Annotated in this window: 28 protein-coding genes and 1 riboswitch; of the genes, 9 read left to right on the plus strand and 19 right to left on the minus strand. The window is 70.4% G+C overall.

Annotation, left to right across the window (positions count from 1 at the left end; all coding sequences use genetic code 11):
- Window positions 1-15: 15 nt before the first annotated feature.
- From AXK60_RS01470 to AXK60_RS01490, 5 genes are read right to left on the minus strand one after another with little or no spacing between them, the layout of a single operon-like run.
- The gene (locus AXK60_RS01470) at window positions 16-966 is read right to left on the minus strand and encodes an ROK family protein (protein ID WP_068569208.1); all 951 of its coding nucleotides are present in this window, start codon (window positions 964-966) and stop codon (window positions 16-18) included.
- Window positions 963-1,433, minus strand: coding sequence for a hypothetical protein (locus AXK60_RS01475; RefSeq protein ID WP_068569209.1), 471 nt, complete (start codon window positions 1,431-1,433; stop codon window positions 963-965). The genes AXK60_RS01470 and AXK60_RS01475 overlap by 4 nt, the downstream gene beginning before the upstream one ends.
- The gene (locus tag AXK60_RS01480; RefSeq protein ID WP_068569210.1) at window positions 1,426-2,658 is read right to left on the minus strand and encodes an ArsA family ATPase; all 1,233 of its coding nucleotides are present in this window, start codon (window positions 2,656-2,658) and stop codon (window positions 1,426-1,428) included. The genes AXK60_RS01475 and AXK60_RS01480 overlap by 8 nt, the downstream gene beginning before the upstream one ends.
- Window positions 2,658-3,122, minus strand: coding sequence for an SRPBCC family protein (locus tag AXK60_RS01485; protein ID WP_082777735.1), 465 nt, complete (start codon window positions 3,120-3,122; stop codon window positions 2,658-2,660). The genes AXK60_RS01480 and AXK60_RS01485 overlap by 1 nt, the downstream gene beginning before the upstream one ends.
- Entirely contained in the window at window positions 3,109-3,507 is a 399-nt protein-coding gene (locus AXK60_RS01490) for a hypothetical protein (protein WP_068569211.1), read from the minus strand. The genes AXK60_RS01485 and AXK60_RS01490 overlap by 14 nt, the downstream gene beginning before the upstream one ends.
- A gap of 166 nt (window positions 3,508-3,673) precedes the next feature.
- Here AXK60_RS01490 and AXK60_RS01495 point away from each other — a divergent pair, with 166 nt between their 5' ends.
- Window positions 3,674-5,482, plus strand: a complete 1,809-nt coding sequence (locus AXK60_RS01495) for an AMP-dependent synthetase/ligase (RefSeq protein ID WP_068569212.1) — start codon at window positions 3,674-3,676, stop codon at window positions 5,480-5,482.
- Window positions 5,483-5,642: 160 nt separating this feature from the next.
- Here the strand turns inward: AXK60_RS01495 and AXK60_RS01500 are convergent, their stop codons facing one another.
- The 5 genes from AXK60_RS01500 to AXK60_RS01520 form a co-directional block, all read right to left on the minus strand.
- The gene (locus tag AXK60_RS01500; protein ID WP_139057685.1) at window positions 5,643-5,933 is read right to left on the minus strand and encodes a hypothetical protein; all 291 of its coding nucleotides are present in this window, start codon (window positions 5,931-5,933) and stop codon (window positions 5,643-5,645) included.
- Between the two features lie 316 nt (window positions 5,934-6,249).
- Window positions 6,250-6,768: a hypothetical protein gene (locus tag AXK60_RS01505; protein ID WP_139057686.1), complete on the minus strand. Its 519-nt coding sequence runs from the start codon at window positions 6,766-6,768 to the stop codon at window positions 6,250-6,252.
- 56 nt (window positions 6,769-6,824) lie between these two features.
- On the minus strand, window positions 6,825-7,955 hold the full coding sequence (locus AXK60_RS01510) for a glycosyltransferase family 4 protein (protein ID WP_068569215.1): 1,131 nt from the start codon (window positions 7,953-7,955) through the stop codon (window positions 6,825-6,827).
- Window positions 7,956-7,970: 15 nt separating this feature from the next.
- Window positions 7,971-9,014: an NlpC/P60 family protein gene (locus AXK60_RS01515; RefSeq protein ID WP_068569216.1), complete on the minus strand. Its 1,044-nt coding sequence runs from the start codon at window positions 9,012-9,014 to the stop codon at window positions 7,971-7,973.
- Window positions 9,015-9,101: 87 nt separating this feature from the next.
- Window positions 9,102-9,788 carry a C40 family peptidase gene (locus AXK60_RS01520; RefSeq protein WP_068569217.1) on the minus strand — a complete coding sequence of 229 codons (687 nt, stop codon included), beginning with the start codon at window positions 9,786-9,788 and terminating at the stop codon, window positions 9,102-9,104.
- 14 nt (window positions 9,789-9,802) lie between these two features.
- Window positions 9,803-9,954: riboswitch (cyclic di-AMP (ydaO/yuaA leader) on the minus strand.
- Between the two features lie 475 nt (window positions 9,955-10,429).
- Here AXK60_RS01520 and AXK60_RS01525 point away from each other — a divergent pair.
- Both AXK60_RS01525 and AXK60_RS01530 read left to right on the plus strand, forming a co-directional pair.
- The gene (locus tag AXK60_RS01525) at window positions 10,430-12,259 is read left to right on the plus strand and encodes a DEDD exonuclease domain-containing protein (RefSeq protein ID WP_068569894.1); all 1,830 of its coding nucleotides are present in this window, start codon (window positions 10,430-10,432) and stop codon (window positions 12,257-12,259) included.
- 25 nt (window positions 12,260-12,284) lie between these two features.
- Entirely contained in the window at window positions 12,285-12,560 is a 276-nt protein-coding gene (locus tag AXK60_RS01530) for an Lrp/AsnC family transcriptional regulator (RefSeq protein WP_068569218.1), read from the plus strand.
- A 6-nt stretch (window positions 12,561-12,566) separates the two neighbouring features.
- Here AXK60_RS01530 and AXK60_RS01535 read toward each other — a convergent pair whose 3' ends face one another.
- From AXK60_RS01535 to AXK60_RS01550, 4 genes are all read right to left on the minus strand, one after another.
- Entirely contained in the window at window positions 12,567-13,418 is an 852-nt protein-coding gene (locus tag AXK60_RS01535) for an HpcH/HpaI aldolase/citrate lyase family protein (RefSeq protein ID WP_068569219.1), read from the minus strand.
- Window positions 13,419-13,489: 71 nt separating this feature from the next.
- Complete coding sequence (locus AXK60_RS01540) at window positions 13,490-13,957, minus strand: aminoacyl-tRNA deacylase (protein WP_139057687.1); 468 nt, start codon at window positions 13,955-13,957, stop codon at window positions 13,490-13,492.
- On the minus strand, window positions 13,954-15,000 hold the full coding sequence (gene trpD, locus AXK60_RS01545; RefSeq protein ID WP_068569221.1) for an anthranilate phosphoribosyltransferase: 1,047 nt from the start codon (window positions 14,998-15,000) through the stop codon (window positions 13,954-13,956). The genes AXK60_RS01540 and trpD overlap by 4 nt, the downstream gene beginning before the upstream one ends.
- A gap of 22 nt (window positions 15,001-15,022) precedes the next feature.
- Window positions 15,023-15,478 (minus strand): hypothetical protein, encoded by a 456-nt coding sequence (locus AXK60_RS01550; protein ID WP_068569222.1) that lies wholly within the window; start codon window positions 15,476-15,478, stop codon window positions 15,023-15,025.
- A 149-nt stretch (window positions 15,479-15,627) separates the two neighbouring features.
- Here AXK60_RS01550 and ctaE point away from each other — a divergent pair, with 149 nt between their 5' ends.
- The 5 genes from ctaE to AXK60_RS01575 all read left to right on the plus strand — a co-directional run bounded on the left by ctaE (window position 15,628) and on the right by AXK60_RS01575 (window position 20,756).
- Window positions 15,628-16,242, plus strand: coding sequence for an aa3-type cytochrome oxidase subunit III (ctaE, locus tag AXK60_RS01555; RefSeq protein WP_082777736.1), 615 nt, complete (start codon window positions 15,628-15,630; stop codon window positions 16,240-16,242).
- 38 nt (window positions 16,243-16,280) lie between these two features.
- The gene (gene qcrC / locus AXK60_RS01560) at window positions 16,281-17,207 is read left to right on the plus strand and encodes a cytochrome bc1 complex diheme cytochrome c subunit (RefSeq protein WP_082777737.1); all 927 of its coding nucleotides are present in this window, start codon (window positions 16,281-16,283) and stop codon (window positions 17,205-17,207) included.
- Window positions 17,204-18,385, plus strand: coding sequence for a cytochrome bc1 complex Rieske iron-sulfur subunit (gene qcrA, locus AXK60_RS01565; RefSeq protein ID WP_068569895.1), 1,182 nt, complete (start codon window positions 17,204-17,206; stop codon window positions 18,383-18,385). Before qcrC ends, qcrA begins: the two co-directional genes overlap by 4 nt.
- Window positions 18,385-20,010: a cytochrome bc1 complex cytochrome b subunit gene (gene qcrB, locus AXK60_RS01570; RefSeq protein ID WP_068569224.1), complete on the plus strand. Its 1,626-nt coding sequence runs from the start codon at window positions 18,385-18,387 to the stop codon at window positions 20,008-20,010. Before qcrA ends, qcrB begins: the two co-directional genes overlap by 1 nt.
- A gap of 164 nt (window positions 20,011-20,174) precedes the next feature.
- Window positions 20,175-20,756, plus strand: a complete 582-nt coding sequence (locus AXK60_RS01575; protein ID WP_082777738.1) for a nitroreductase family protein — start codon at window positions 20,175-20,177, stop codon at window positions 20,754-20,756.
- 2 nt (window positions 20,757-20,758) lie between these two features.
- Here AXK60_RS01575 and AXK60_RS01580 read toward each other — a convergent pair whose 3' ends face one another.
- The 3 genes from AXK60_RS01580 to ctaC all read right to left on the minus strand — a co-directional run bounded on the left by AXK60_RS01580 (window position 20,759) and on the right by ctaC (window position 23,141).
- Window positions 20,759-21,484, minus strand: coding sequence for a hypothetical protein (locus AXK60_RS01580; RefSeq protein WP_068569225.1), 726 nt, complete (start codon window positions 21,482-21,484; stop codon window positions 20,759-20,761).
- Between the two features lie 117 nt (window positions 21,485-21,601).
- Window positions 21,602-22,033, minus strand: a complete 432-nt coding sequence (locus tag AXK60_RS01585) for a cytochrome c oxidase subunit 4 (RefSeq protein ID WP_068569226.1) — start codon at window positions 22,031-22,033, stop codon at window positions 21,602-21,604.
- Between the two features lie 4 nt (window positions 22,034-22,037).
- Window positions 22,038-23,141, minus strand: a complete 1,104-nt coding sequence (gene ctaC, locus AXK60_RS01590) for an aa3-type cytochrome oxidase subunit II (protein ID WP_068569227.1) — start codon at window positions 23,139-23,141, stop codon at window positions 22,038-22,040.
- A gap of 232 nt (window positions 23,142-23,373) precedes the next feature.
- Here ctaC and asnB point away from each other — a divergent pair, with 232 nt between their 5' ends.
- Window positions 23,374-25,338, plus strand: a complete 1,965-nt coding sequence (asnB, locus tag AXK60_RS01595; protein WP_068569228.1) for an asparagine synthase (glutamine-hydrolyzing) — start codon at window positions 23,374-23,376, stop codon at window positions 25,336-25,338.
- Here asnB and AXK60_RS01600 read toward each other — a convergent pair.
- Together AXK60_RS01600 and AXK60_RS01605 are read right to left on the minus strand one after the other, a co-directional pair.
- Complete coding sequence (locus tag AXK60_RS01600; RefSeq protein ID WP_068569229.1) at window positions 25,335-26,024, minus strand: hypothetical protein; 690 nt, start codon at window positions 26,022-26,024, stop codon at window positions 25,335-25,337. The genes asnB and AXK60_RS01600 overlap by 4 nt on opposite strands.
- The gene (locus tag AXK60_RS01605; RefSeq protein ID WP_068569230.1) at window positions 26,021-26,779 is read right to left on the minus strand and encodes a MerR family transcriptional regulator; all 759 of its coding nucleotides are present in this window, start codon (window positions 26,777-26,779) and stop codon (window positions 26,021-26,023) included. Before AXK60_RS01605 ends, AXK60_RS01600 begins: the two co-directional genes overlap by 4 nt.
- Between the last annotated feature and the right edge of the window lie 2 nt (window positions 26,780-26,781).

Genomic DNA, 26,781 nt, shown 5'->3' on the forward strand with positions numbered 1-26,781 from the left:
CCGTGATCGCAATCGTCAGGGCGTGACCGCGTCCCGCGCGAGCGCCGCCGCGCCGAGCATGCCGGCGCGCTCTCCCAGCTCGGTCGCCCGGATGCGGGCCTTACGGCGGTACCTCGCGCCCGTGAGCAGTTCCGCGTAGTGGTCGCGGGCGTCGTCGAGGAACAGGCGCGAGGAGGCACCCACGCCCCCGGACAGCACGATGAGGTCGGGATCGAAGACATCGCTGACCATCGCGAGCCCGACACCGAGCCAACGGGCGAGGTCGGCGACCGCCTCCTGCGCCACCGGATCTCCCGCCTCCGCGGCCGCCGCGACCTTGCGACCCGTGAGCGAGCCCGGATCCTCGCCCAGCTCCCGAGCGAGCAGCACGCCCCGCGAGCCGGAGCCGCCCATCATGTCGATCGCCGTCTCCACCAGCGCGGTGCCGCTGCAGTAGCGCTCCCAGCACCCGGACTTACCGCAGTCGCACGGCCTACCGTCGGGCACGACCTGCAGGTGGCCGAGCTCCGGCGCGACCCCGAAGGCCCCGCGGTAGAGCTCGCCCTTGATCAGCAGGCCCGCGCCGATGCCGGTGCCGAGGGCCACGACGCAGGCGACCTCGCTGCGCTTGGCGGCGCCGTAGACGTACTCGGCCCAGGCGGCGGAATTCGCGTCGTGCTCCATCACGACGGGCAGCCCGACCCGCGCCGACATCTCGGCGGGGACGGCGGCGTCGCGCCACGGCAGGTGCGGAGCGAAGGACACGACCTGCCGTGACGGGTCGAGGAAGCCCGCGACGGCGAGGCCGACGGCCGCGACATCGTGCTCGACGCACAGCTCCTGCACCACCCGGTCCAGGCAGCGCTCGAGGGCGCGGGCGCTGCGGGGCGTCTCCGCGCGGGCCGTGTCGACGACGGTGCCGTCGTCCGTCACCACGCCGGCGCGGACCGACGTGCCGCCGATGTCGATGCCGATCGTCAGGGTCATGCGGGGTCCTCGTCGTCCGGCGCCGCCGAGGGCTCCGAGACGGTGATGTCGATGCGTTCGTAGGCCGTTGCCGGGGCCGACGGTGCCGTCGGGGCGCCCTCGACGTCGGGCGGAACGGTCCCGTCCGTCGGTCCGGCGTCGTCCGTCGCGGCGGGGCTGGCCACCGTCGACAGGTAGTCCGCAGCCACCGCGGCGGCGGTGATCCGCGCGCTCCCGAGCAACTCCTCCGCCAGCGCGAGGAGATCTGCCAGGACCTCGTCGGCGAAGTGGCCCAAGGACTTCGAGGCCTCCGTGGCGAAGGGCTCGATGTGCCGGGCGACCGCTCCGCCGAGCGCGCACAACCGGCACGTCCCGGGGTCGCCCTCGGGGTGCGCGGAGTGCTCGGCGAGCGCGGCCGCGAGCCACGGCCGCGCCGTCTCGAACAGGCGCGCCGCCGAGGTGAGGAATTCGTCGGAGGGATCAGCCACGGGGCCATACCTCCGGGTCCGGGGCGAAGGTCACGCGCAGCTCCCCTTCCGTGTAGGCGGCACCCGCAACGACGCAGCGGCGCAGCACCGACGGTAGCCGGATCCGCCGCCGCACACCGTGCGCTTCGACCACGACGTCCTCCTCGACCCGGCCGAGGCCGACGGTCGCGGGGTCGACGAGCGGTAGCGCGATCGCCCACTCGTACCGCACGTCCAGGCCCTCGCCGCCCAGCCGGCGCACCTCGGGTGCGGGAACCGTCGCGGGCGCGGCGTCGAGGATCGCTGCCGCGTCCCAGGCCAAGGCGGCCGCACGCGCGGGGGTCGTCACGGGGTCCGCGGCCTCGGCCACCTCGACGACGGGGCGTTCCAGCACCGTCGAGATCGCCGCGAGGGCCTCGCGCGCGTCGTCCTGCTCGGCGACGCGGGCACGCACCAGCCGCACGCCGGGGTGCGGCAGGTCGAGTGCGAACCGGTCGTCGAGTTCGATCAGCCGGCCCAGCACGAGGGCCACGGGCCGCAGACCCAGCACCTCCAGCGCCGCGAGCTCCTGCCGAGCCCGCGCCGGACGGCCGGCGTCGCCGGTGAGGACGTACACCAGCTCCAGCGCGGACCGGTCCGCGACGAACGCGGCCAGCTGCTCGGCCAGGCCGGCGAGGGGCTCGGCCAGCAGCAGCGCCGCGAGCGCGCCCGCGGCCGGCCCGGAGGTGGAACCCGACAGCCGGATGTGCCGGGGCCACACGCGTTCCAGGTACGCCGCGAGCGACGCCGGGGCGGTGAGCAGGGAGACCAGGCCGTCGAAACCCGGTCCGTCCACGACGACGGTGCGGTACTCGCCCGAGCCGGCGTGCCCGCGGATCGCCCGGAGCACGAGCACGTGCTCGGCGTCCGCGAGACCGGTGAGCTCGGGCGGCTCCAGGGCGAACGGATCGAAACCGGAGCCGCCGTCGGCGGAGTCGACGAGGCCCCGTCCGGCCCGGACCGTGGTGGAGAGGCTCTCCCACCATTGCGCGAGCAGCTCGACCGGATTGAGGTGCACGTGGTCGAAGGGCGCGCCTCCGTCGGCGAGCAACGGGTCGACGACCCGCCCGACGGTGACCAACAGGGTGCGGCCCCGGTCCGCAGCGCTCGCCGCGAGGGCCGTCGCCGTCGTGGTCCGGCCCGATCCCCCCGCGCCCGCGAGGAGCAGTACCCGCGTCCCGGCGGCCCCGGACGCCCCGTCCGACATCAGGATTGCGCCGCCGACTCGCCCTCGACGTGGCGCTTGAGCTCCTTGAGGGCGGTGTCGGTGATCGCCTTCTCCGCCTTGCGGCGGAGCATCCCGAGCATGGGGATCTGGAGGGTGACCTCCAGCGTGTAGGTGACGGTGGTACCGGCACCGTCGGCCGTGGGCGTGAGGTCGTACCGGCCGTGCTGTGTGCTCTGGAGCGTGCTCGCAGCGAGATCCCACTCGACCGACCGGCCGCCCGGGGCCCAGCGGTACTCGAGCTCGTAGGTGTCGCGGAGGAAGCCCTCCTCGAGCACGAACCGCACGCGCTTCGGCAGCCCGTCCTCGGTGGTCTCGAGGACGGTGACCTCGCGGGCCGCGGAGACCCACTCCGGATAACGGTCGAAGCCCGAGATGGCGGACATGATCCGCTCGGGCGACGCCGCGATGACGATGGATTCGCGGGTGCGGTCACCGTCGGACACGGTCCACCTCCCCGACAGCCGGGCCGCCCAGGACCCTGCCGTTCTCGGCGGTGAACTTCACGTCGAACATCACGTCGTGCCCGCGGACCCGGCGCTCGCGCACGTCCGCGACGATCTGCTCCGGCGTCATCGGCCGCGCGGGCTCGGCGTGCAGGAAGTAGTGGAGCAGGCTGCCGTCCAGGTGCGGCTCGATCCAGAACTCCGAGGTCCCGGCGACCGGTCCCTCGACCTTCCAGCGGATCCCGAGATCGCCCCGGTCCTCGGTGACGGACAGGCGCAGGTCGGGGAACCAACCGCGCCACCGCTGCGCGCCCGCCATCGCGGCGGCCACGGCACTCGGGTGGGCGGCGACGAACGCGACGTCGGCCACTTGGATGGTGCTCACCTCCTAAGCTTCACACATCCGTGGTCGGGGCGGACGGTGCCGGGTCGGTTAGGCCCCGTCCGGCGCCCGCGGTACGACGGTGCGAGGGTTCCCTCATGCCCCGAACACCCCCTTTGCAGCGGTGTAAGGTTCACCACATCACCAGCGATCACGACCCGGAGGATACGTGCGCGAGATAAGCGTCCCTGCCAACTACACCATCGACCCCTCGGCCTCCACGGTCGATGTCGTGTTCGACGTGGCACGCACCGATCCGGACAGCGTCCGGGTCAAGCGGCTCGTCGCGGGCAACTGGGAGCCGGTCACCTCGAAGCAGTACGAGCAGGAGATCCTCGGCGTCGCGAAGGGCCTCATCGCGCAGGGCGTGCAGCCGGGTGACCGGGTGGCGCTCATCTCGTCCACCCGGTACGAGTGGCCGCTCATCGACTTCGCGATCTGGGCCATCGGCGCCGTGACGGTGCCGGTCTACGAGACCAGCTCCGCCGGCCAGATCGACTGGATCCTGCAGGATTCCGATGCCGTGCTCATGGTCATCGAGGGCCCGAAGCAGGCCGCCGAGGTCGCCGAGCTGAAAGACCTGCACAAGGTCGCGCGAGTGCTGCGCATCGACCCCGAGGACGGGGAGAAGGGCGCCGTCGAGGCGCTCACCGCCGAGGGCGCCGACGCGGGCGTCACCGAGGAGCAGGTCCACGCGGGGCGTGCCGGCGTCAAGGCCGACGACCTCGCCACCCTGATCTACACGTCGGGCACCACCGGCCGCCCCAAGGGCTGCGAGCTCATGCACTCGAACCTCATGAGCGAGGCCGACGCGATCCTCGCCTCCCCCTTCGGCGACGCCATCCGCGGCGGCTCGAACGTGATGTTCCTGCCCCTGGCGCACGTGCTCGCGCGCGCCGTGAACATCGCCTGCTTCAAGGGCGGCGCCGTGGTCGGCCACTTCAACGACACCCGGAACCTGGTGCCGCAGTTCTCGGTCTTCCAGCCCACGCTGATCCTCTCGGTGCCCCGCGTCTTCGAGAAGGTCTTCGCGTCGGCGCAGCAGAGCGCCGTCGACGGCGGCAAGGGCAAGATCTTCGAGGCGGCCGTGCAGACCGCGATCGAGTACAGCCAGTCGCTGGACGACGGAGGCGCCGGCCTGCTGCTCAAGGCCAAGCACGCCCTGTTCGACAAGCTCGTCTACGGCAAGCTCAAGTCCGCGCTCGGCGGGAACTGCAAGGTCGCGATCTCGGGCGGCGCTCCCCTGGGCGCGCGGCTGGGGCACTTCTTCCGCGGCGTCGGCGTCACCGTCATGGAGGGCTACGGCCTCACCGAGACCACCGCGGCCATCACCGTCAACGTTGCGGGCGCGCAGAAGATCGGCAGCGTCGGGCGGCCGCTGGCCGGGCAGGCCGCGAAGATCGCCGAGGACGGCGAGATCATGCTCAAGGGCTCCGTGGTGTTCCGCGGGTACTGGCGCAACGAGGAGGCCACGAAGACCGCGATCGAGGACGGCTGGTTCCACACCGGCGATCTCGGCTCGATCGATGACGACGGCTTCCTCTCGATCACCGGTCGCAAGAAGGAGCTCATCGTCACCGCGGGCGGCAAGAACGTCTCCCCCGCGGGCCTCGAGGACGCGCTGCGCGGCAACGCCCTCATCTCCCAGGCCATGGTGGTCGGTGACGCACAGCCCTTCATCGCCGCGCTCGTCACCATCGACCCGGAGGCCTTCCCGCAGTGGAAGTCCGCCAACGGCAAGCCCGAGTCGGCCACCGTCGCCGATCTGCGCACCGATCCCGATCTCGTGGCCGAGATCAACCGGGCCGTCGCCGTTGCCAACGAGACCGTGTCCAAGGCCGAGGCCATCAAGAAGGTCCGGATCCTCCCCGAGGACTTCTCCGAGGAGACCGGCGAGATGACGCCGACCATGAAGGTCAAGCGCAATGTCGTGTCGCAGAAGTACGCCGACGACATCGCGGAGATGTACGCCAAGTAGTCGTCGAACACAGAACCGCCGCACCGGATTCCGGTGCGGCGGTTCTGTTCTCCTACCCGACGGTCCGCCGTCCGCCCGGCCCGGAGCCTCGGCCGCCTGATCTTCGGTGCGTGTCGGCGACGACACGCCGAGCCGGAGTCGCAGAGTTCCACCGAAGCTCTCAGCCGCTCTGATCGATGGGCGTCGACGTGGCCTCCCACAGGCCCGATCCGCCTTCGACATCGAGGCTGAACCGCTGATCCCCGCGGTGCATCGCGACCCGGTAGCGGCAGCGCAACTCGTACACCACCTTCCGCTCGCCCGCGGCGGTTCGGACGGTGACCTGGGAGCTGAGCGCGGGGAAGGTCTTGAGCACGGCGTTGTTCACAGCGCTGCGTACCCGCTCCCACTGGTCGCCGGTCGGGGACTCGACATCTGCGGCACCGTCGGCCCTGCGGAACGCATCCTGCACGTCCTGAACGCGAACCCCACCCGACCATTCGACGGTGCTCGTCCCGTACCCGAGATTGCCGTACGAAGCGAGTACGGTCCACGGCGGTGCAGGGAGGGCGCAGGACGTCTCGTCCCGCTCCACGCCGTCGACGCCGAAAGTCGTTCGCGAGAACCGGAGCAGCCGGCCACTGCGACCGCCGCGAAAGCCGCCGTCACGACGATCGACGCAGCCCTCACCCAACCCGCGCAGCTTTGGTGCGTGTCGGCGACGACACGCCGAGGGGCCGTCGCAGAGTTCCACCGAATCTCACGGCGTGCACTGACGCCGCCCATTCTCATGGCGTTGGCCCCGCATACCCGCCGCCGTCGTTCGCCAGACCGTTGACCAATTCGCCGGAGCCTGCTTGGACATCGATCGTGAACGCTCGACCGTCGTACGAGAGCTCGACGCGGTAGGCGCAGCGAGGCTCGAACACGCCCCACTGTGCCCGGACCGGAACCTTCAGACTGTACGTCGACTCTCGTTGTCGGAATGTCCCCATGATCCTGTCGGCGATGTCGGTGCGGAGGCGTTCGAGCTCCTCCCCCTCGGGCACGACGAACCTCTCACGAACCGACAACGGTTCCAGTGCGTTCTTCACCGTGCCACCGAGCAGGGATCCGTTCCACCTGACCCTTCCCGACATCGTGACCGGCCCCTCGGTGAAGTCGACCGCAGGCACCATGAGCGGTGTCGAACAGCCCTCCCGGCGATCAACGGTCACGCCCTTGATCGACGGCGTGCGATCGCCCCCGCAGCCTGTGACGACGCCCGCCGCGCAGGCCATGACCAGACATATCGATGCCCACCTCATGCACTGAACATACGCCACAATGAATATTGCGCACGGCCGCAGGCGCCAGCGGGGGGTCAGAAGGGGTTCAGGAGGGTCTGGAGGCGGTGGCCGAGGCGGCGCCAGTCGAAGTGCTCACCCACCAGCTCGCGGCCGCGGGCGCCCATGGCTGCAGCGCGGTCGGGATCGGCGAGCAGGCCGGCGACGGCGTCGGCGATGGCGTCGACGTCACGGCCGGGGACGACGTGCCCCGACTCGCCCTCCCACACCGTCTCCGGAGCACCGCCCGAGTCTCCCGCCACGACCGGCTTGCCGGTCGCCGAGGCCTCGAGGAAGACGATGCCGAGCCCCTCGACGTCAAGACCCGCGCCACGCGTGCGACAGGGCATGGCGAAGACATCGCCGAGATTGTGATGCGCCGCCAACTCGTCGGCGGGGACGCCACCGGTGAAAATCACGTGCTCCTCGACGCCGACGCTGCGCACCAGCTTGTGCAGCGTCTCCGCGTACGGACCGCCGCCGACGATCACGAGCCTCGCCCCGGGGACCTGCGCACGGATCCGCGGCAGCGCACGGATGAGCATGTCCTGCCCCTTGCGCGGCACGAGCCGCGAGAGGCACAGGACCACGGGCTCATCGTCGCCCAGGCCGTACCGCCGTCGGAGCTCCGCGCGGGCGGCACCGTCGGGCCGGAAGACGTCCGTGTCGACCCCGGGCGGGAGGTGCTCCAGCGCGGCCCGCGGACCGAACGCGGCGGCGAACCTGCCGCGGGTGTACTTGCTGACATAGGTCGTGACGTCGGTGGTGTCGCCGATGCGGCGCAGGCACGCGCGCGACGGCGGGAGCATCGACCAGCCGACCTCGTGGCCGTGGGTGGAGGCGACGGTGCGCAGGGCGCCCGCGTCCTTGAGCGGGGCGCCGAGCAGCGCGAGCGGCGCGGCGGCACCGAACCAGACCGTCTCGATGTCCCTATCGCGCACCAGGTCCCGGGCGCGACCGAACGCGTCGGGGGTGGGCAGCAGGAGCGACGTGGGGTGGCGCACCACCTCGAAGGGCTGCGCGGCGTCGTACTCCTCGCTGCCGCGCCAGCGCGATGCGTACACCACCAGCTCGTCGGCCGGAAGGTGCCGGACGAACGCCTGGAGGTACGTCTGGATCCCGCCGGGGCGGGGTGGGAAGTCGTTGGTGACCAGCAGCGTGCGCGGCATGGTGACTGAGCCTAGCTAGTAGCGGACGGCCGCCTTGTAGGGGCCCGCCGCGTCGATCGGCACGACCTGGACGGGGACGCCGTAGGTGGAGGCGTGCACCACCTTTCCATCGCCCACGTACATGCCGACGTGCGTGGCAGCGGCGTAGTAGACGATGATGTCGCCCGGCTGCAGGGCGTCTCGCGACACGGGCTGCCCGCCGCTGAGCTGGGCCTGCGACGTGCGCGGCAACGACTTGCCGGACTGCTGGTAGGCCCAGACCATCAGGCCCGAGCAGTCGAACTGGCCGGGGCCGGTACCGCCCCAGGCGTAGGGCATGCCGACGCGGGTGACCGCGGCGCGCACGGCGGCGAGCTCCGCGGTGCTGCCCGGCGGCACCTTGCTGGGGTCGAAGGGCGTCGGCTTGCCGATGAGCGAGCCGCGCTGCGCCCCGGTCAACCGGTCGTAGATCGCCTTGATCCGCGCGATCTCCTGGGCGAGACGGGACTTCTTCTCCCGCAGGTCGGCAGCCTTCTTCTCGGCCTCGGTCTTCGTGGTGTCGGCGGCCTTCGCCGCCTCGTCGGCCCGCTTCGCGGCCGAGTCGGCCTCGGTCTTCGACTTCTTGAACGCGGCGACGGTGGCGACCACGTCGCGGTTGATGAAGTCCAGCGTGGACATCTGATCGAGCATCTGCTGCGGCGAGTCGCTCACGAGCAGCGCGTAGGTGCGGTTCGTCCGCGAGCCCTTGTAGTTCGCGACGACCACCGCGTCGATCTGCGGCTGCAACGCGGCCTGGCGCGCCTGAACGGCGGTGACCTCGCGCTTCGCGGCGACCAGCGTGGCGTCGGCGGCCCGCTTGGCGGCGGTGGCCTTCGCGGCGTCCTCCTGCGCGGCCTTCGCCGCCTCGTTCGTCGCGGATGCCTGCTCGGACAGGTCCTTGTACTGCTTGAGCGCTGCGTCGGCAGTATCCGGGTCCGCGGTGGCACTGCCGACCACGGTGAGCCCCGCAACCATGGCAAGAGCGGCGGACGCGGCGATGCCGCGCGCCAGCAGGGAGCGGGGCTGAGAGGTCGATGACACGGCCGAGCGGGTCCTTCCAGACTGACGTCGCGAGGCACCTGCCCCGCGACGAGCTGTGATTGCGGTGGCAATCACAGCAAGGCTACGTCAGTAACGTCGAGCGGAGTACACGGACATCTCGTTGAGCGGGCTCACCTTGACGGGGATGCCGTAGTTCACCGAGTGGACGACCTTGCCGTTGCCGATGTAGAGGGCGGCGTGGCTGCCGCCGTTGTAGATCACGATGTCGCCGGGCTGGAGGTCCGCGATCGCGACCGCGCGACCGCCGCCGAGCTGGCCGTAGCTGTCGCGCGGGACGGTGATACCGGCCTGCTTCATGGACCAGTAGACGAGACCCGAGCAGTCGAACGAGGTCGGGCCGGCGGAGCCGTACGAGTAGGGCAGGCCCTGGCGCGACAGCGCGGCCTGCACGACCTTGGCCTTCGCGCCGCCGGGCTGCACGCCGGCGACCGTGGTCTCACCCGGCTTCGGGGCGATCGCGATGCCGGTGACGATGTTCGGACGAGCCGTGGTGTTCCGCGTAGCGGCGACCTGAGCAGCTGCGGGCTTGACCTTGGCCGCCGGCTTCGCCGTGCCCGCGGGCTTCGCGACGGGCTTCACCACGGGGGCCGGCTTGACCTCCGGCGCCTGCGGCGCGGGAACGGCAGGGGCGGGCGCTGCGAACGCGACCGAGGGAGCTGCGAGCGTACCGATGGTCACTGCGCCCGCGGCGAGGGCACCGCGCGCAACGGTGGCGCCCTTGCTGGGCTGCGGCTGAAGCCGGTGTTTCGCCACGAAGGGTTTCTCCTAAGTTTCTTCCCGACCGCCGACCGAGTTAGCTGACGGGTTCGGGCGAGGAAGATGCCCTACCCCGGAGGCTCGAAAACCTCCGGCGATTCACCCCGGATAACGCGTGTGGGTCCCCGGCGAGGCCTCGCGGCCTCTTAGGCGGTGACCTCGGGAGACGGAGCGGTTTTCGCCCCGGGCTCCTCCGCAAGGTCTCAGAAAGATTACGAAACGGAAACGCCGCTGTCTAGCCGGACGCGCCGAGAAGCACCGTCCGATCGACCTCGGAAGCGGTCTATCCGGCTTGTTCGTACTGGTCAGACAGTACGCGAAGCCGCGGCAACATTCCTTCGCTCGCGAACGCCGCAATCGCGTCGTTCAGGCCCGGTTCGGCCGTGATCATCGGTGCCGGGGGCGATGCTGCGGCCGGCGCCGCCACGACCACGGGCCCCAGGAGGAAGCCCACGGAGCAGTCGCCACAGGCGCGGGGTTTGGCGGGACAGGTGGCGCAGTCGACGTGCAGAGCCATGACGGTGGTTCCCTTCGTTCGATCGTCTCGTTCGCGGCGACGGTATGCGGGACGACCGACAAGTTTCGCGCGCCCGTTCGGGACGGGAGGACTTGTCGGTGGGGTGTTCTACGGTCTCGGCATGCAGCTCAGCCTGGACGACCTCGATACGGGCGCCACGGACCCGGCGCTCCGGGACGTGACCTTCGTCGTGGTCGACCTGGAGACCACGGGCGGCTCGCCGAAGGGGGGCGACGCGATCACCGAGATCGGCGCCGTCAAGGTGCGCGGCGGCGAGGTGCTGGGCGAGTTCGGCACGCTGGTCGATCCGGGGTGCGGCATCTCACCGCACATCACCCACCTCACGGGCATCACCACCGCGATGGTCACCGGAGCGCCGCGAATCGAGTCCGTGCTCCCGGCCTTCCTCGAGTTCGCGCACGGCGCGGTCCTGGTCGCCCACAACGCCCGCTTCGACATGGGCTTCCTCAAGGCCGCAGCCGCCGCCACCGGCACGCCGTGGCCGAAGGCGCAGTCCCTGTGCACCGTCCAGCTGGCGCGCCGGGTGCTCACGCGGGACGAAGCACCGTCGGTCAAGCTGAGCGAGCTGGCGCGCCTGTTCCGCACCGAGACCACGCCCAACCACCGCGCGCTCGACGATGCGCGGGCCACGGTCGAGGTGTTGCACGGGCTCATCGGGCGCGTCGGCAACCAGGGCATCCATACGCTCGGAGAGCTGCGGGGGCACCTGCCCTCGGTCACGCCGCAGCAGCGCGCGAAGCGCCACCTCGCGGATCCGCTGCCCGAGCGTCCGGGCGTCTACCTCTTCCGCGGGCCGGGGAACGAGGTGCTGTACGTCGGTACGTCGGGCGACCTGCGCCGTCGCGTACGCAGCTACTTCACGGCGGGCGAGACGCGCGGGCGCATCAAGGAGATGGTGGGGCTCGCGGAGCGGGTGGACCACGTCGAGTGCGCGCACGCGCTCGAGGCCGCGGCCCGCGAGTTGCGCCTCATCGCGGCGCACACTCCCCCGTACAACCGCCGTTCGAAGTATCCGAAGCGCGGCTGGTGGATCTGCCTGACGGTCGAGCCCTTCCCCCGGCTCGCGGTCAAACGGTCCGCCCCGGCCGGCGCGCCGAGCCTCGGACCGGTCCGCTCGCGGTCGGATGCGGCGGATCTCGCGGACCTCCTCGCCGACACGTGCGGCCTCCGCACGTGCACGACCAGGCTCCGGGCCGGCGCGGCCCACACGTGCGCCCTGGGGCCCGACGGTGCGCCGCCCCTCGGCGGGTGCCGGGCCTCGGTCGCGACGCCGGAGCCCGCCGCGCTGTACCGTCCCCGCGCGGACCGGGCCGCGGCTGCCCTCTCGGGCCGGTCGTCGGAGGTCTTCGACGCGCTCCAGGCGCGGCTCGCCGCGCTCGCGGAGCGGGAGTTCTTCGAATCGGCGGCCCGGCTGCGCGATCGCACCGCGCACCTGGTCGACCTGGTGATCCGTTCGCACGCGCTGGTGGCCTTCGCGGACGTGCCCGAGCTGTCGATCGCCCATCCCGACGGGGCCGGCGGCTGGGAGCTGTCCATCGTCCGGCACGGCCGCCTCGCCGCGGCCGGGACGGCACCGCGCGGCGTGCCGCCGATGCCGGTCTTCGAGCAGCTGCGGGCGGGCGCGGAATCGGTGTACGAGGCGAGCGGGGACACCGTCGCCGCACCGGACGTGCCCGACACGCTGTTCCCGGCGGACACGCTGCACGGCGCCAGTCCCGAGGAGGCCTCGCTGCTGCGGCGGTGGGCGCTGCGGCCGGGCACCCGCATCGTCGACGTGCAGGGAACGTGGGGCGAGCCGATCGCGGGCGCCGGCCGCTGGCTCGGCTGGGCGGAACGGGCGGGCGAGGCGGGGCGCGACGCCCGCTCGGCCGCGGCGCATCCGCGCGGGCCCGCCAGGCAATACAGTGAGGAGGCCACGCATGCCGCGTGAGTAGAGCTACCGAAAGGCCGCGTACGTGATCACCGCGATCGTCCTCATCAACGCCGACGTGCACCGCATCCCCGAGACCGCGCAGGCCGTGGCGAACGTCGACGGCGTGACCGAGGTCTACTCGTGCGCGGGCGACATCGACCTCATCGCGAAAGTGCGGGTGCGGCAGCACGACGAGATCGCGGAGGTCGTCACCGAGAAGATCAACCGCATCGAGGGCGTCGAGAGCACGTCCACGCAGATCGCCTTCCGCGAGTACGCCTCCGCGGACGTCGACGCCGGTTTCGACATCGGGAACTGACCGCCGTCAGTAGCCGCTGTGGCTGACCTCCGCGGCCTCCGCCTCGATGCCGAAGTCGGCGGCCTGCTGCACGATCTTCTGAGCACGGGCCAGACGGGGAAGGTCGGAGCCGTCGGTGATCTTGCCGCCCGACTTCTCGAAGGCGTCGATGAATCCGTGCGCCCATGAGACATCGGCGACGCTGGGGCTGAGCCCCGCGTTGATGATGCCCGCGTGCTCGTGGGTCAGGCAGAGCTTGCCCGACATGCCCATCTCCTTCGCCAACGCGGTCCCGGTCGGCAGGTGCGCGATGTTCAGCGTCGGGCCGTCGATCGGTGCGGGCAGGCGGGCGGCCCGGGAGGCGATCACCAGCTGCGAGCGCGCGTAGGCCAGTGCGATCGGGTCCTCGCCCACGGCGGTGTCGCGCTTGAAATCGCCGGTGCCGAACGCGATCCGGAAAGTCGACGGCGCGGCTGCGATCCGCTCGACGTTCTGCATGCCGCGGGCGGTCTCGACGAGAGCGAGGATCCGCGTACCGTCGGGCAGGCGATCCGCGGTGTCGTCGAGGTGGCTCGACCCCTCCGACTTCGCGAGCATCACGCCCTCGAGCCCCTCGCACTGCTTCAGCGCGGCACAGTCCTCGCTCCAGTACTCGCTCGCCGCGTCGTTGATCCGCACCCAGGCGCGGTGCCCGGTGGTCAGCCATTCGACGGTGTCCCGCCGGGCCTGGTCCTTGTCCTTCGCGGCGACGGCGTCCTCGAGGTCGATGATGACGGCGTCGGCCTCGCTGGCCTGGGCGATGGCGAACGACTCGGGGTGGGAGGCCGGGACGAGCAGCCAGGAACGGGCGATCTGCGGGGAGACGGTGCGCTTACTCACGCCGTCAAGATTAGGCGCGTGGAACGACGAATTCCGCGGAATGGAATTTTGTGCGTTCTGTTCGCGCGCTCTCAGTCGGAGATGTCCGCGACGGTCGCGTCGTACGCCGCGATCAGCGCGTCCGCGTCCACGATCGCGCTGTGGCCGTGCGCGCCGGCGCCGAGGGCCACCGTCGCCCCGACGATCCGCTCGTCGACGTACACGGGCCAGCCCCCGCGCGCCCCGATCGGAGTGATGGTGCCGCGCTCGTATCCGGTGGCCTCCAGCGCCTCCTCGGCGGGCGGCATCGCCAGCCGGTTCACCCCGACGACAGCGCGCAGCTTGGGCCAGGCGATCGACCGGTCCCCCGGCACCAGCGCGAACAGGTAGTCACCCTCGCCCCGCCGCACCACGAGAGACTTGACCAGCCGCGACGGCGGCAGATCCATCTGTGCTGCGGCCTCCTCGAGGCTGCGCGCCGCCGGGCGCTCGCGGACGGTCACCGTCAGGCCGCGGGACGCGGCGTCGGCGCGCACACGGTCGAGCCCGGATCCGCTCACGCGCCCGCGATCTCCTGCGACAGCGCGACCCACCGGTCGAGCAGCGCGGCGGCGGCGCCCGAGTCCACCGCTTCGGCGACCCGCGGCAGGTGCACGGCGAGCGCGTCCTGCACCGGCTCCCCCGCGGTCAGCCCCTCGTACGCGGCGACGGCGCCGGCGGAGTTGAGCAGAACGGCGTCCCGGACGGGGCCGGTCTCGCCGGCGAGGAAGGCGCGGGCGATCGCGGCGTTCACGGTCGCGTCGCCGCCCCGAAGGTCCTCCATCGACACCCGCGCCAGGCCGAGCTCGCGCGGGTCGACGGACTCGACGCCCACGCCCTCCTCCTGCACCCGCCAGACCGTGGAGGTCGACGTGGTGGTCAGTTCGTCGAGCCCGTCGTCGCCACGGACGACGATCACGTGGTCCTGGCCGCCGCGGTCGGCGAAGGCCTGCGCCACGACCGGCGCGAGGTCGGCGAAGGCGCACCCGATCAACCCCGCCGAGGGCCGGCCCGGGTTGGTCAGCGGCCCGAGCACGTTGAAGACCGTCGGGATGCCGATCTCCTTGCGGGTGGCGCCCGCGAACCGCAGCCCCGAGTGGAAGACCGACGCGAGGCAGAAGCCGATGCCCAGTTCGGCGGTGGTGCGCGCGACCCCGTCGGCGTTCAATCCGATCGCCACGCCGAGCGCCTCCAGGCAGTCCGCGCCGCCCGACTTCGACGAGGCCGCCCGGTTGCCGTGCTTGAGCACGGGGACGCCGGCGGCGGCCACGACGATCGAGCTCATCGTCGAGATGTTGACGGAGTGCGATCGGTCGCCGCCCGTGCCGACGATGTCGACGGCGCGCGCGTCGAACGGGACCGGGGTGGTCAGCGACAGCATCACATCGGCCAGCGCTCGCACCTCGACCGGTGACGGGCCCTTCATCTTCATGGCCACGCCGAACGCCGAGATCTGCGACGGGGTGGCCCCGTCGCTCATGATCTCGGACATCGCCCACCGGGCCTGCTCCGCGCTCAGATCGCGCTGGGACGTGAGCTCGGTGAGAACCGTGGGCCAATCCATGGCCACAGCGTAATGGGGTGGATCAAGCGGGTATCTGGAGCACCTGCCACAGCAGGGCCCGCCCGCCGTGCCGGGCCGTCACTCCGGCCATCCGGGAGCGCTCCTGCGAGACGTGCAGTGCGTCGACCTTCTGCACCCGCGCCACGACGACGGTCTCGAGCCCGTCGCCACCGTCGCGGGGCGGCGCACCGTCGGGCATCCGCTCGTACCTGTCCTGCCCGACGAGCCGCAGCACCTCGTCGACCGATCCGGGCGGCAGTTCGAGGACGTGCTGGAGCACGCTCTGCGCCTCGGGATCGAATCCGGGCGCGGCATCGAGGACGGCCGACGAGGCGGCCGTGTCGTCGCCGGACTGCGCCACGGGAACCAGATCGGGGTGCCCGGGCGTTAACTCTTCGACGGTGCGCTGCGAGAGGCGGCCCAGCAGGCGGCCCAGGCGGGTGCCCTGGTCGGGTCTGCCGTTGAGGTCGTAGGGCAAGGGATGCCTTATCTGCCGGTGGCGAAACGGTCGCTGACGTGGTGTTTCAAGGGTGGGTGCGGGAGGCCTGCGGCCTGCCCGCGATATTCGACGCGCCCAATCTGCGACCCGGGTAGGCATTCGATACTACGACCGGTCATACTTGCGAGGTGACTAGCGCCGCACCGACCTCAGCTACAGCCATCACCCAGCGCGTGCACTCACTCAACCGGCCCAACATGGTCAGCGTCGGGACCATCGTCTGGCTGTCGAGCGAGCTCATGTTCTTCGCCGGGCTCTTCGCCATGTACTTCGTGGCGCGAGCCGGCGCTGGGGAGAACGGATGGCCCCCGCACGATGTGAACATCAGCCTGGCCGCGGCCCTGCCGCCGACCATCGTGCTGATCGCGTCGTCGGTCACCTGCCAGCTCGGCGTCTTCGCCGCTGAGAAGGGCGATGTCTTCAAGTTCCGCATCTGGTACTTGATCTCGCTGATCATGGGTGCCGCCTTCGTCGCCGGCCAGCTGCACGAGTACTACACGCTGATCGGCGAGGGCCTCACGCTCAGCTCGTCGGTGTACGGCTCGGTGTTCTACATGGCCACCGGCTTCCACGGCCTGCACGTCATGGGCGGCCTCGTCGCCTTCATCTTCATCCTGGCGCGCAGCCGCGCCTCGAAGTTCACGCCCGCCCAGGCGACCTCGGCGATCGTCGTCAGTTACTACTGGCACTTCGTCGACGTGGTGTGGATCGGCCTCTTCGCCGTCATTTACATCATTCGCTAAAGACGTATTTCTCAGTCGCCATCACAGAGGGATAGCAGATGAGTTCAGCCAACTTTGAGCCCGCCGGCGAGGGAGGCGAGCCGAGCGGCGCTTCGGGCGCCGGGCCCGACCGCCCCTCGGCCCAGAAGGTGCGCAAGCAGCGCAAGCTCCGCCGCAAGGTGACGAGCGCGGCCCTACTGGTCGGCGGCCTGCTCGCGGCCGGCGGTGTCGCCACGATCGCCAGCCCCACCCCGCAGGTCGCGCTCGCGGACGACTTCGACGCCGCGCAGATCGAGAAGGGTCAGCGCCTGTACGAGACCTCGTGCATCAGCTGCCACGGCGCGAGCCTCGAGGGCGTCAAGGACCGCGGTCCCAGCCTGGTCGGTGTGGGTGACGCGGCGGTCTACTTCCAGGTGCACTCGGGCCGCATGCCCGCGACGATCAACTCGTCGCAGATCGTGCGCAAGCCCGCGAAGTTCGACGCCAAGCAGATCGACGCCATGGGCGCCTACATCCAGTCGATCGGCGGCGGACCGTCGATCGTGTGGGAGTACAACGCGGACGGCTCGATCAAGCGCGATGAGAACAACAATCGCGTCATCGCCCAGGAGTCGCTGCGCGGCAAGAACCTCGGCGCCGGCGCCGAGCTGTTCCGCCTGAACTGCGCCTCGTGCCACAACTTCACCGGTCGGGGCGGCGCCCTGTCCGGCGGTAAGTTCGCGCCCCCGCTGGATCCCGCGAACGAGCAGGAGATCTACGCGGCGATGCTCACCGGCCCGCAGAACATGCCCAAGTTCTCGGACCGTGCGCTGTCGCCTGAAGAGAAGAAGAACATCATCGGCTTCATCAAGAACGCGGGCGAGACGCAGTCTCCCGGCGGCTCGGCCATCGGCGGCTTCGGCCCCGCAGCCGAGGGCATGGTGATGTGGTTCACCGGGATGATCGCCGTCGTCGGCGCCGCGATGTGGGTTGGGAGCAGGAATTGACCGCCAAGCCGTTGAACAACGTCCCGTCGGACGACGAACTGGACAACCTGTCCCACGACGAGTTGATCAAGCTCGGTACCAACCTCGACGGTGTCGAGCTGGTCTACCGCGAGCCCCGCTGGCCCGTCCCGGGCACCCGCGCTGAGAAGCGCGCCGAGCGCACCGTCGCACTCTGGTTCGTGCTCGCCGGCCTGTTCGGCGCCGCACTGCTCGGCGTCTTCCTGTTCTGGCCGTGGAAGTACCAGGGCATCGACGACGCCCACTACTGGTGGTACACGCTGTACACGCCGATGCTGGGCATCACCTTCGGGCTCTCGCTGCTCTGCGTCTTCGCGGGCACGGTGCAGTTCACGAAGAAGTTCATCCCCGAGGAGATCGCCGTCCAGCAGCGGCACGACGCGGGCGGCTCGTCCAAGGTCGACCGTGCCACCACTGCCGCCCTGTTCAAGGACGCGCTGGAGACCTCGACCCTCCCCCGCCGCAAGATGATCCTCGCCTCGGCCGGGTTCGGCGTGGGCGTGCTCGGCCTGGGTGCCGCCGCCGGTTTCATCGGCGGCCTGGTCAAGAATCCCTGGGCCAAGCGCGAGGCCTCGGCGCTCTGGCACACGGGTTGGTCCCCGTACTGGAACTCGCTGGAGAACGACTTCTCGAGCGAGCAGAACCACGAGCCCGTGTTCCTGCGCAACGACGTGGGCGACCCGTACAAGGTCAAGCTCGTCAAGGCGGAGGATCTCGACGCCGGCGGCATGATGACGGTGTTCCCGTGGCGCGCGTCGGACGGCTTCGGCGAGACCGAGGAGTCGCGTCTCAAGCTGCTCCACGGCCTCAAGGGCATCCGTAACCCGGTCATGCTGATCCGCCTGCGTCCCGAGGACGGGGTCCGCGCCATCAAGCGGCAGGGCCAGGAGGACTTCAACTACGGCGACTATTGGGCCTACACCAAGGTCTGCAGCCACTTCGGCTGCCCCACGTCGCTGTACGAGCAGCAGACCAACCGCATCCTCTGCCCCTGCCACCAGTCGCAGTTCAACGCGCTCGAGTACGGCAAGCCGGTCTTCGGGCCCGCCGCCCGCGCGCTGGCGCAGCTGCCGATCTCGGTGAACGAGCAGGGCTACATGGTCGCCAACGGCGACTTCATCGAACAGGTCGGACCGGCCTTCTGGGAGGCGACGCACTGATGACCACACTCGGCGAGCGCGTCGGGCACCAGGCGAACGAGATGGACCAGCGTTACCATCTCGCTCCCGGTATCCGCCGCCAGATCAACAAGGTCTTCCCCACGCACTGGTCCTTCATGCTGGGTGAGATCGCGCTGTACAGCTTCGTGATCCTGCTGCTGTCGGGCGTCTACCTCACGCTGTTCTTCGACCCGTCGATGGCCGAGGTCCACTACGAGGGCGCGTACGACCCGCTGCACGGCGTCGCGATGTCGCGCGCCTACGCCACCACCCTGGACATCTCGTTCGAGGTGCGCGGCGGTCTGTTCGTCCGCCAGATCCACCACTGGGCGGCCCTGATGTTCGCGGCGTCGATCATCATCCACATGGTCCGCATCTTCTTCACCGGTGCGTTCCGCCGTCCGCGTGAGGCCAACTGGGTCATCGGCTGCGCGCTGCTGCTGCTCGCGATGTTCGAGGGCTTCTTCGGTTACTCGATCCCGGACGACCTGCTCTCGGGCACCGGCGTCCGCGCCGCGATGTCGGGCATCGTCGTGGGTCTCCCGGTCGTCGGCACCTGGGTCCACTGGGCCCTGTTCGGCGGGGACTTCCCCGGCGAGCTGCTGATCCCGCGCCTGTACGTGCTGCACATCCTGCTCTTCCCGGGCATCATCCTGGCGCTCATCGCGGGCCACCTGGCTCTCGTCTGGTACCAGAAGCACACGCAGTTCGCGGGCCCCGGTCGCACCGAGGAGAACGTGGTGGGTGTGCGCATCCTCCCCGTCTTCGCCGTCAAGACCGGCGCGTACTTCGCCGCCACCTTCGGCATCATCACGCTGATGGCCGGCATCTTCACGGTCAACCCGGTCTGGAACATCGGCCCGTACGATCCGGCGAAGGTGTCCGCGGGCGTCCAGCCCGACATCTACATGATGTGGACCGACGGCCTGGCCCGTCTGTGGCCCGCGTGGGAGCTGTACTTCTGGGGCCACACCGTCCCGGGCGCGGCCTTCGTGGCGATCATCATCGGCGTGATCATCGGCCTGATGTTCGGCTACCCGTGGATCGAGAAGAAGCTCACGGGCGACGACGCGCACCACAACATCCTGCAGCGTCCGCGCGACGTTCCGGTCCGCACCGCGATCGGCGCGATGGCGATCTCCTTCTACATCGTGCTGACCCTGTCGTGCATCAACGACATCATCGCGCTGAAGTTCCACCTGTCGCTCAACGCGATGACGTGGATCGGCCGTATCGGCCTCGTGATCCTGCCGCCGATCGCCTACTGGGTGACCTACCGCTTCTGCATCGGTCTGCAGCGCGCCGACCGCGCGGTGCTCGAGCACGGCATCGAGACCGGCGTCATCGTCCGCCGCCCGAACGGTGAGTTCATCGAGCTCCACCAGCCGCTCGGACCGGTCGACGACCACGGTCACGCCGTCCCGCTCCCCTATGAGGGCGCGGTCGTCCCGACCAAGGCCAACCAGCTCGGTGCAGCCGGCAAGCCGGGCACGGGCTCGTTCCTGCGGGCCGATCCGGTCGACGAGCAGCGCGAGAACGCCGAGCGCGATCACGCGAACGAGGTCAAGGCGCTCGAGGCCATCAAGAAGGTCCAGGACAACGGCGGCAAGCTCGACGTCGAGTAGGTCCTCGCATCAGCCACTGCGGCCCCTCCCCCACTTCCGGGGAGGGGCCGCAGTCGTCTGTCGTCCCCGGGGCCGACGGTCCGCCGCTGCCCGACCGCCCGGGCGGGCCACCGTCGAGCCGGCCACCGTCGGGCGATGCGCACCGGACTGCGACACTGGACGTCGTGAGCACGTGCACGATCCCCGTCGTCCCCGAGGTCCACCCCGCCGTCCGCCGGCGCCACAGCCCGATGGTCTTCGAGCCCGGCGCGACGATCAGTGACGCAGAACTCGACACTCTGCTCGACGCCGCCCGGCTGGCCCCCTCGGCGGGCAACTCGCAGCCGTGGGCCTTCATCGCCGGACGACGCGGCGATGCGGTGCACGCCCGGATCGTCCGCCATCTCGCGGGCAGTTCGGCGCGATGGGCACCGGACGCATCGGTCATCGTCGTCAACCTCGCGCGCGTGTCGCTCGAGGACTCGGACGACGTGTACTCGGACTTCGCGCACTACGACCTGGGGCAGGCCGTGGCGACGATGACGCTGCAGGCGCTGTCGATCGGGTTCGACGCCCACCAGTTCCGGGCCTTCGACCGCGAGGCCGTCGAAGCCGAGTTCGACGTGCCGCGGGACTGGGAGATCACGACGATGACGGCGTTCGGGATCGCGGCGCACGCGCCGGGCGAGGTCGTCGGCGTCTCCCGGGAACGTCGCGACCGCGACGACGTGACGTGGGCGCGCGTCCGCGTCGACGAGCGCGGCTGAGCTCAGGCCAGCCGCAGGCGCAGCAGGTAGCTGCTCTGTCCGACGGGCGCTCCGGGCTCCCCGAGGCAGACCTCGTGCCAGGCACCGTCGACGGCCGTCAGGCCCCGCTCCCGCAGTTGGACCGCGAAGGCCTTCGCGGTGGGCGTGACTGCGGCGGACCACCGTCCGTCGACGCGGGTCTGCAGGTACGACGATGCCGGCAGGTCCAGGCAGCGCACGCGGGTGAGGTTCTTGAGCCCCTTGGACACCTCGAGCTGCTCGAGGACGTCCCCCACCTCGGCGTCGTCAATCCATGCGGGCCGGCGCAGCAGCAGGGTCCACCGGGCCTCCGCGGTGGTGTGTGCGGTGAGGTCTCCGCGGAGCCGCTCGAGGGGTGGGACGGTGAAGTCGCTGCGCACCTCGTCGTCGGCGCCGGGCGTACCGCGGCGGGCCAGGGCCTTGTTGCGCACCTTCACGCCGTACGCGGCCGCGTAGAGGGCCTCAGCCGCGGTTCGGAAGTCGTCCGAGGTGCGGGGGCTGCCGACCGTATCGACGGCGAGGTAGGCGCGTACGGGGGCCGCCACGACGCCGATGTGTCCGACGGTGCCGTACTCGCCGCCGCCGTGCGCCTCCGGCTCCGCGACGGAGAAGTCGAGTTTCGTCTTCGGCGCAGCGCTGGGTCCGCGCCGCCCCCGCATCTCGTCGGCGGTGAGTTTGCGTACGGACAGCCCGGAGTCGACCTGCGTCATGGCTTGCATGCAATCAGCTGCCGGAGACGGCGGGGAGTCCGCGCGGTGAACGCGAACAGAAGAACGGCGCCCGCCCCGGTGAATTCCGGGACGGGCGCCGTTCGACGATCCGTGGATCTAGTGCTTCTCGGGACCCTTGTGGTACTCGAAGACGAGGCCCCAGGCCGCGGCGATGACGAGCGCGCCGCCGAAGATCCACAGCCAGTACAGCTGCAGCGCGACGGAGATGCCGACGACGGCGACCGACGCCGACAGCAGGATCGGCCACCAGGAGTGCGGGCTGAAGAAGCCGAGCTCGCCGGCACCGTCGGACACCTCGGCGTCCTCGTAGTCCTCGGGGCGGGTGTCGACCCGGTTGGACACGAACCGGAAGTAGGTGCCGATGATCAGTGTCAGGCCACCGGAGAGGAACATCGCGACCACGCCGACCCACTCCACGGCGCCGTAGCCGTAGCCCGGACCCCAAATGGCGGTGACGACGGTGTAGATGATGCCCGCGAGGAAGAAGAACGCGGTGAGGAACTCGAAGAGCTTCGCTTCGACCTTCATTGGGTTACTTCACCCCTTCAGTGACGGGCTTGGTGCTCTCGCCCGACGCGGAGCGGCCGGTGCGACGGGTGTCGAACGGGAAGGTGCTGGTCGACACGGCCGACTCGTTGATCGACACGAGCGCCGCGGCGTTGTCCTGGCCGGACTGGCGCGCCTCGATGTACTTCTTGAACTTCTCCGGCGTGACGGCGCGGATCTCGAAGTTCATCATCGAGTGGTAGTCGCCGCACATCTCGGCGCAGCGGCCGACGAAGGCGCCCTCGCGGTCGATGCTGGAGACCTGGAACCTGTTCTGCGTGTGGTTCTGCACGGGGTTCGGCATCACGTCGCGCTTGAAGGCGAACTGCGGCACCCAGAACGAGTGGACCACGTCCGCCGAGGCCAGATCGAACTCGATGCGCGTGTTGGTCGGGAGGACCAGCACGGGGATCTCAGCGGTGGAGCCCTGGACCTCGATGCTGCTGAACTTCAGGTAGTCGCGGATGTCCTGGAACCGGCCGTGGTTCGGGCCGCGCTCGTCCTGCCGCTCGACGTGCCCGTGCTCCTTCATCTTCGCGGCCTCTTCGTTGAGCTTCGCGAGGTCGGGCTGCTGGCCGTACGGGTTGGGCCGCTCAAGCTTGATCGTGTTGCCGTCGACCGTGACCTGGCGGTACGCGAAACGCCAGTTCCACTGGAAGGCGGTCACATCCACGGTGACGCCGGGGTTGTCCTCGAGCTTCTCGACCTTGGTCTGCACGACCACGGTGAAGTAGAAGAGCACGGCGATGATGAGGAACGGAACCGCGGTGTAGAGCAACTCCAGCGGCACGTTGTACGCGGTCTGCCGCGGGAAATCGGGCGAGTCCGCCTTCTTCCGGTGCATGGTGATCGTCCAGAACGTCAGGCCCCACACCAGCACGCCCATGATCAGGGCGGCCACCACGGACCAGCTCCAGAGCTCAGTCATGTCACGGGCCTCGGGGGTCACTCCCTCGGGCCAACCGAAACGCATCACCTCGTCGGCCGAGCAGCCCGCCAGAGCGAACATGCCTGCGACGAGCCCGGCGGCCAGAACCAGGCGCTTACGCCAGGACGCGGCCCCACCGTGGGCGTTACTTCCGGGTGCCAATGTCGCGCCTTCCTGCTGAAACACGGTCAGTGCTGCGGGGCTCGTTCCGACTGTCGAGAACCCCTCGGGAACTCGGCGCCGGGGCTGCACGTTCCCCTTGTACTACGCAGCGTAGACCAACGAGGGCCGGTCCACGTTGCGGGGTCGGCAAATGGCGCGTCGCTTCCGCCGTGTGCCTCATTGGCCTGCGCCGTTCCGGGTACCGGAGGCCGTTCCGGCATACTTGTTGACCGTGTGTGGCCTCCTGGGATTCCTGTCCGCCGATCAGAGCGCGGGCACTGTCGTCGACGCGGTGACCGCGGCCGGTCGGTGCATGCGGCACCGCGGCCCGGACGAGTCGGGCCGGTCGTGGCACGACGACGATCTGGCGCTGACCTTCAACCGCCTGTCGTTCATCGACATCGACCACGCGCATCAGCCGCTGCGCTGGGGCCCGCCGGAGAACCCCGAGCGGTACGCGCTCACGTTCAACGGCGAGATCTACAACTACCTCGAGCTGCGCAGCCGGCTCGCCGAGGAGTTCGGGGTGCGGTTCCGCACCGACGGCGACGGTGAGCCGATCGTGGCGGGCTTCCACCACTGGGGCATCGAGGGCGTCCTCGCCCAGTTGCGGGGCATGTTCGCCTTCGCCCTCTGGGACACGGAGCGCCGCGAGCTGACGCTGGCGCGCGACCAGTTCGGCATCAAACCCCTGTACGTCGGGACTGGAAGCAACGGCACCGTCTTCTCGTCGGAGAAGAAGTCGGTCCTGGCCCTCGCCGACGAGGCGGGACTCGAGCCGGGGCTCGATGCGCGCGCGGTCCAGCACTACACCGTTCTGCAGTACGTCCCGGAGCCCGAGTCGCTGCACCGGGGCATCCGGCGACTCGAGTCGGGCTGCTACGCCACCGTCTCCCCCGGCGGCGAGGTGACCGGCAAGCGCTACTTCGAGCCCCGCTTCCCGGTCAAGCCCGTCACGGGCGGGCTGGAGTCGGCGGAGGCCAAGGCCATCTACCGCGACATCGCGGACGCGCTGCGCGACTCGGTGAAGATGCACATGCGGGCGGACGTCACCGTCGGGTCCTTCCTGTCCGGCGGCATCGACTCGACGGCCGTCGCGGCGCTGGCGATCCAGCACAACCCGGACCTCATCACCATCACCACCGGCTTCCAGCGCGAGGGCTACAGCGAGGTCGACGTGGCCGCGGAGTCGGCAGAGGCGATCGGCGCGCGGCACGTGATCAAGACGGTCTCGCCCGAGGAGTTCCGGGACGCGATCCCGGCCATCGTCTGGTACCTCGACGATCCGGTCGCCGACCCGTCGCTGGTCCCGCTCTACTACCTCGCGCGCGAGGCCCGCAAGCACGTCAAGGTCGTGCTGTCCGGCGAGGGCGCCGACGAGCTGTTCGGCGGCTACACCATCTACAAGGAGCCGCTCTCGCTCGCGCCCTTCGACCGACTGCCCGCCTGGGCGCGGCGGACCGCGGGCAAGATCGGCGATCGGATGCCCGACGGCAAGCGGGGCAAGTCCCTCCTGCAGCGCGGCTCGCTGCCGCTCGAAGAGCGGTACTACGGCAACGCCCGCTCGTTCAACGACGCTCAGCTGCGGTCGGTTCTGCCCGGTTTCCGCGAGGACTGGACGCACACCGACGTCACCGCGCCGATCTACGCGAAGACGCAGGGCTGGGGCCCCGTCGAGCGGATGCAGCACCTGGACCAGTTCACCTGGCTCCGCGGCGACATCCTGGTCAAGGCCGACAAGATGACGATGGCCAACTCGCTCGAGCTGCGCGTGCCCTTCCTGGACAAGGAGGTGTTCCGGGTCGCCGAGACGCTGCCGGCGGACCTCAAGCTGGCCGGCGGCACCTCGAAGTACGCGCTGCGCCGCGCGCTGGAGGAGATCATCCCGCCGCACGTGCTGCACCGGAAGAAGCTGGGTTTCCCCGTGCCGCTGCGGCATTGGCTCGCCGGCCCGGAACTCTACGACTGGGCCCGCGAGACCATCGAGCAGTCCCAGACCGACGAGTGGGTCGACCGCCGCGCGGTTCTCGCCATGCTCGACGAGCACAGGGCGAAGGCCCCCGAGGGCTGGCCGGGCGGCACCGACCATTCCCGACGGATCTGGACCGTTCTGGTGTTCATGGTGTGGCACGGCATCTTCGTGGAGGACCGCATCCGTCCCGTCATCGAGGAGCCGGTCTACCCGGTCCGCCTCTAAGACGGAGCGGGGGCCGGGCGCACAGCATCGTCGGGAATGCCCGACGGTGCGCCGTCCCTCGCCTCCGCGATCGCCGCGGCGAGGCGCCGGGGCTCGTCGACGGTCAGGTGAATACTCCTGGGCGCCGGTCGGACTCGCCCGTTGATGCGCACGGTCATGTCGGGGGCCAGCGACAGCCGGAGGTTCGCCTCGCGCGTCGCGAGGGTGGCGTCGCCGTCACCGTCGACCTTCCACCCGGATCTGTCGAACGAGGGATACCGCCCCGCCTGCGCGGCGTCGATCGCCACGACGGGGACCGCGACCTCGGCGCCCAACCCGGTCCGGAGCCGCAGCATCCCGCTGTCGAGCGAGTGCGGCCGGGTGACCATGCCGGCGTACACCGCCACGATCATGACGACGGCGTAGACGTGGAGCCCCAGCGCGATCCACACCCACGGCGACGGCCCCAGCACGACGCGCAGGATCACGTCCACCACCGCACCTTCCAGCACCGTCATCGCGACGATCACCCAGAGGATGATCACGACGTCGCGGTGGTGGGTGAACGACTCCCCGGACGGTCGCACGCCGCGCAGCCACCGGATCGTGGCCGACCACCCGCGGGGCTCGGCGAGCAACGCAGTCACGAGCTTCGCGGGGAGCACCCGGACCACGACCTCTTCGGTGCGCCACCACTCCCCGCTCACGCGGACCGCCCCTCGGCGAGCCGCTGCACCATCAGCAGCACGCAGCGCCGTTGCGCCTCGGACATCCAGTCCGCCGCGTCGAACCACGCGGTGACGTCCTCGACCGCGATGCGCGCCGGGCCCGCTTCCTCGGGGACTGCGAGGTGGATCCGGTCGGAGGCCGCCACGATGCGGTCGACCAGTGCGGCGATCCGGGGATCGTCCGGCTCTGCGTCGGCGAGCGCCTCGAAGTCGGCGGCGATGTCGCCGGACAGTGCGACCAACGCGGGATCGTCGATCGCGGCCTCGTAGGTCTCGACGGCGCCGGGGACGACACTGGTCAGCACCTCCATCACCGCGAGCTCCATCCGAGCGGCACTGCTGTGGCCCGCGTACGCGTCGGCGATGCGGTCCGCGATCGCGCCGACGCGTTCGGTCAGCGGTCGGCCCGGATCCGCGCGCCGCAGCTCGGCGAGCTGCCGCCGCCGCTCCTCGATCTCCTCCGCCTGGCGCGCCAGGTCCGCGTCCAACTCCGCGAGCACCTCGTCGAGGTCACGGCCGCGCTCGTCCTCGTCGAGCACGTCGCCGATCTCGTCGAGCGACATCCCGAGCGCGACGAGCCGCCGGACCCGCAGCAGGAGCACGACGTCGTCGAGCGTGTACGTCCGGTAGCCGTTGGATTCCCGCGCGGGCTCGGGCAGGAGCCCGATCCGGTGGTAGTGCCGGACGGCGCGGGTCGATGTTCCGACGATGCGCGCGAGGTCTCCGATTCTCATGA

This window comes from Tsukamurella pseudospumae, assembly GCF_001575195.1.
GTDB classification, from domain to species: Bacteria; Actinomycetota; Actinomycetes; order Mycobacteriales; family Mycobacteriaceae; genus Tsukamurella; species Tsukamurella pseudospumae.

Coding starts and splice junctions, on each gene's coding strand:
- AXK60_RS01470 (WP_068569208.1), bottom strand. CDS start 966: ATGACCCTGACGATCGGCATCGACATCGGCGGCACGTCGGTCCGCGCC.
- AXK60_RS01480 (WP_068569210.1), bottom strand. CDS start 2,658: ATGTCGGACGGGGCGTCCGGGGCCGCCGGGACGCGGGTACTGCTCCTC.
- AXK60_RS01505 (WP_139057686.1), bottom strand. CDS start 6,768: ATGAGGTGGGCATCGATATGTCTGGTCATGGCCTGCGCGGCGGGCGTC.
- AXK60_RS01510 (WP_068569215.1), bottom strand. CDS start 7,955: ATGCCGCGCACGCTGCTGGTCACCAACGACTTCCCACCCCGCCCCGGC.
- AXK60_RS01525 (WP_068569894.1), top strand. CDS start 10,430: ATGCAGCTCAGCCTGGACGACCTCGATACGGGCGCCACGGACCCGGCG.
- trpD (WP_068569221.1), bottom strand. CDS start 15,000: ATGGATTGGCCCACGGTTCTCACCGAGCTCACGTCCCAGCGCGATCTG.
- qcrC (WP_082777737.1), top strand. CDS start 16,281: ATGAGTTCAGCCAACTTTGAGCCCGCCGGCGAGGGAGGCGAGCCGAGC.
- qcrB (WP_068569224.1), top strand. CDS start 18,385: ATGACCACACTCGGCGAGCGCGTCGGGCACCAGGCGAACGAGATGGAC.
- AXK60_RS01580 (WP_068569225.1), bottom strand. CDS start 21,484: ATGACGCAGGTCGACTCCGGGCTGTCCGTACGCAAACTCACCGCCGAC.
- AXK60_RS01585 (WP_068569226.1), bottom strand. CDS start 22,033: ATGAAGGTCGAAGCGAAGCTCTTCGAGTTCCTCACCGCGTTCTTCTTC.
- AXK60_RS01605 (WP_068569230.1), bottom strand. CDS start 26,779: ATGAGAATCGGAGACCTCGCGCGCATCGTCGGAACATCGACCCGCGCC.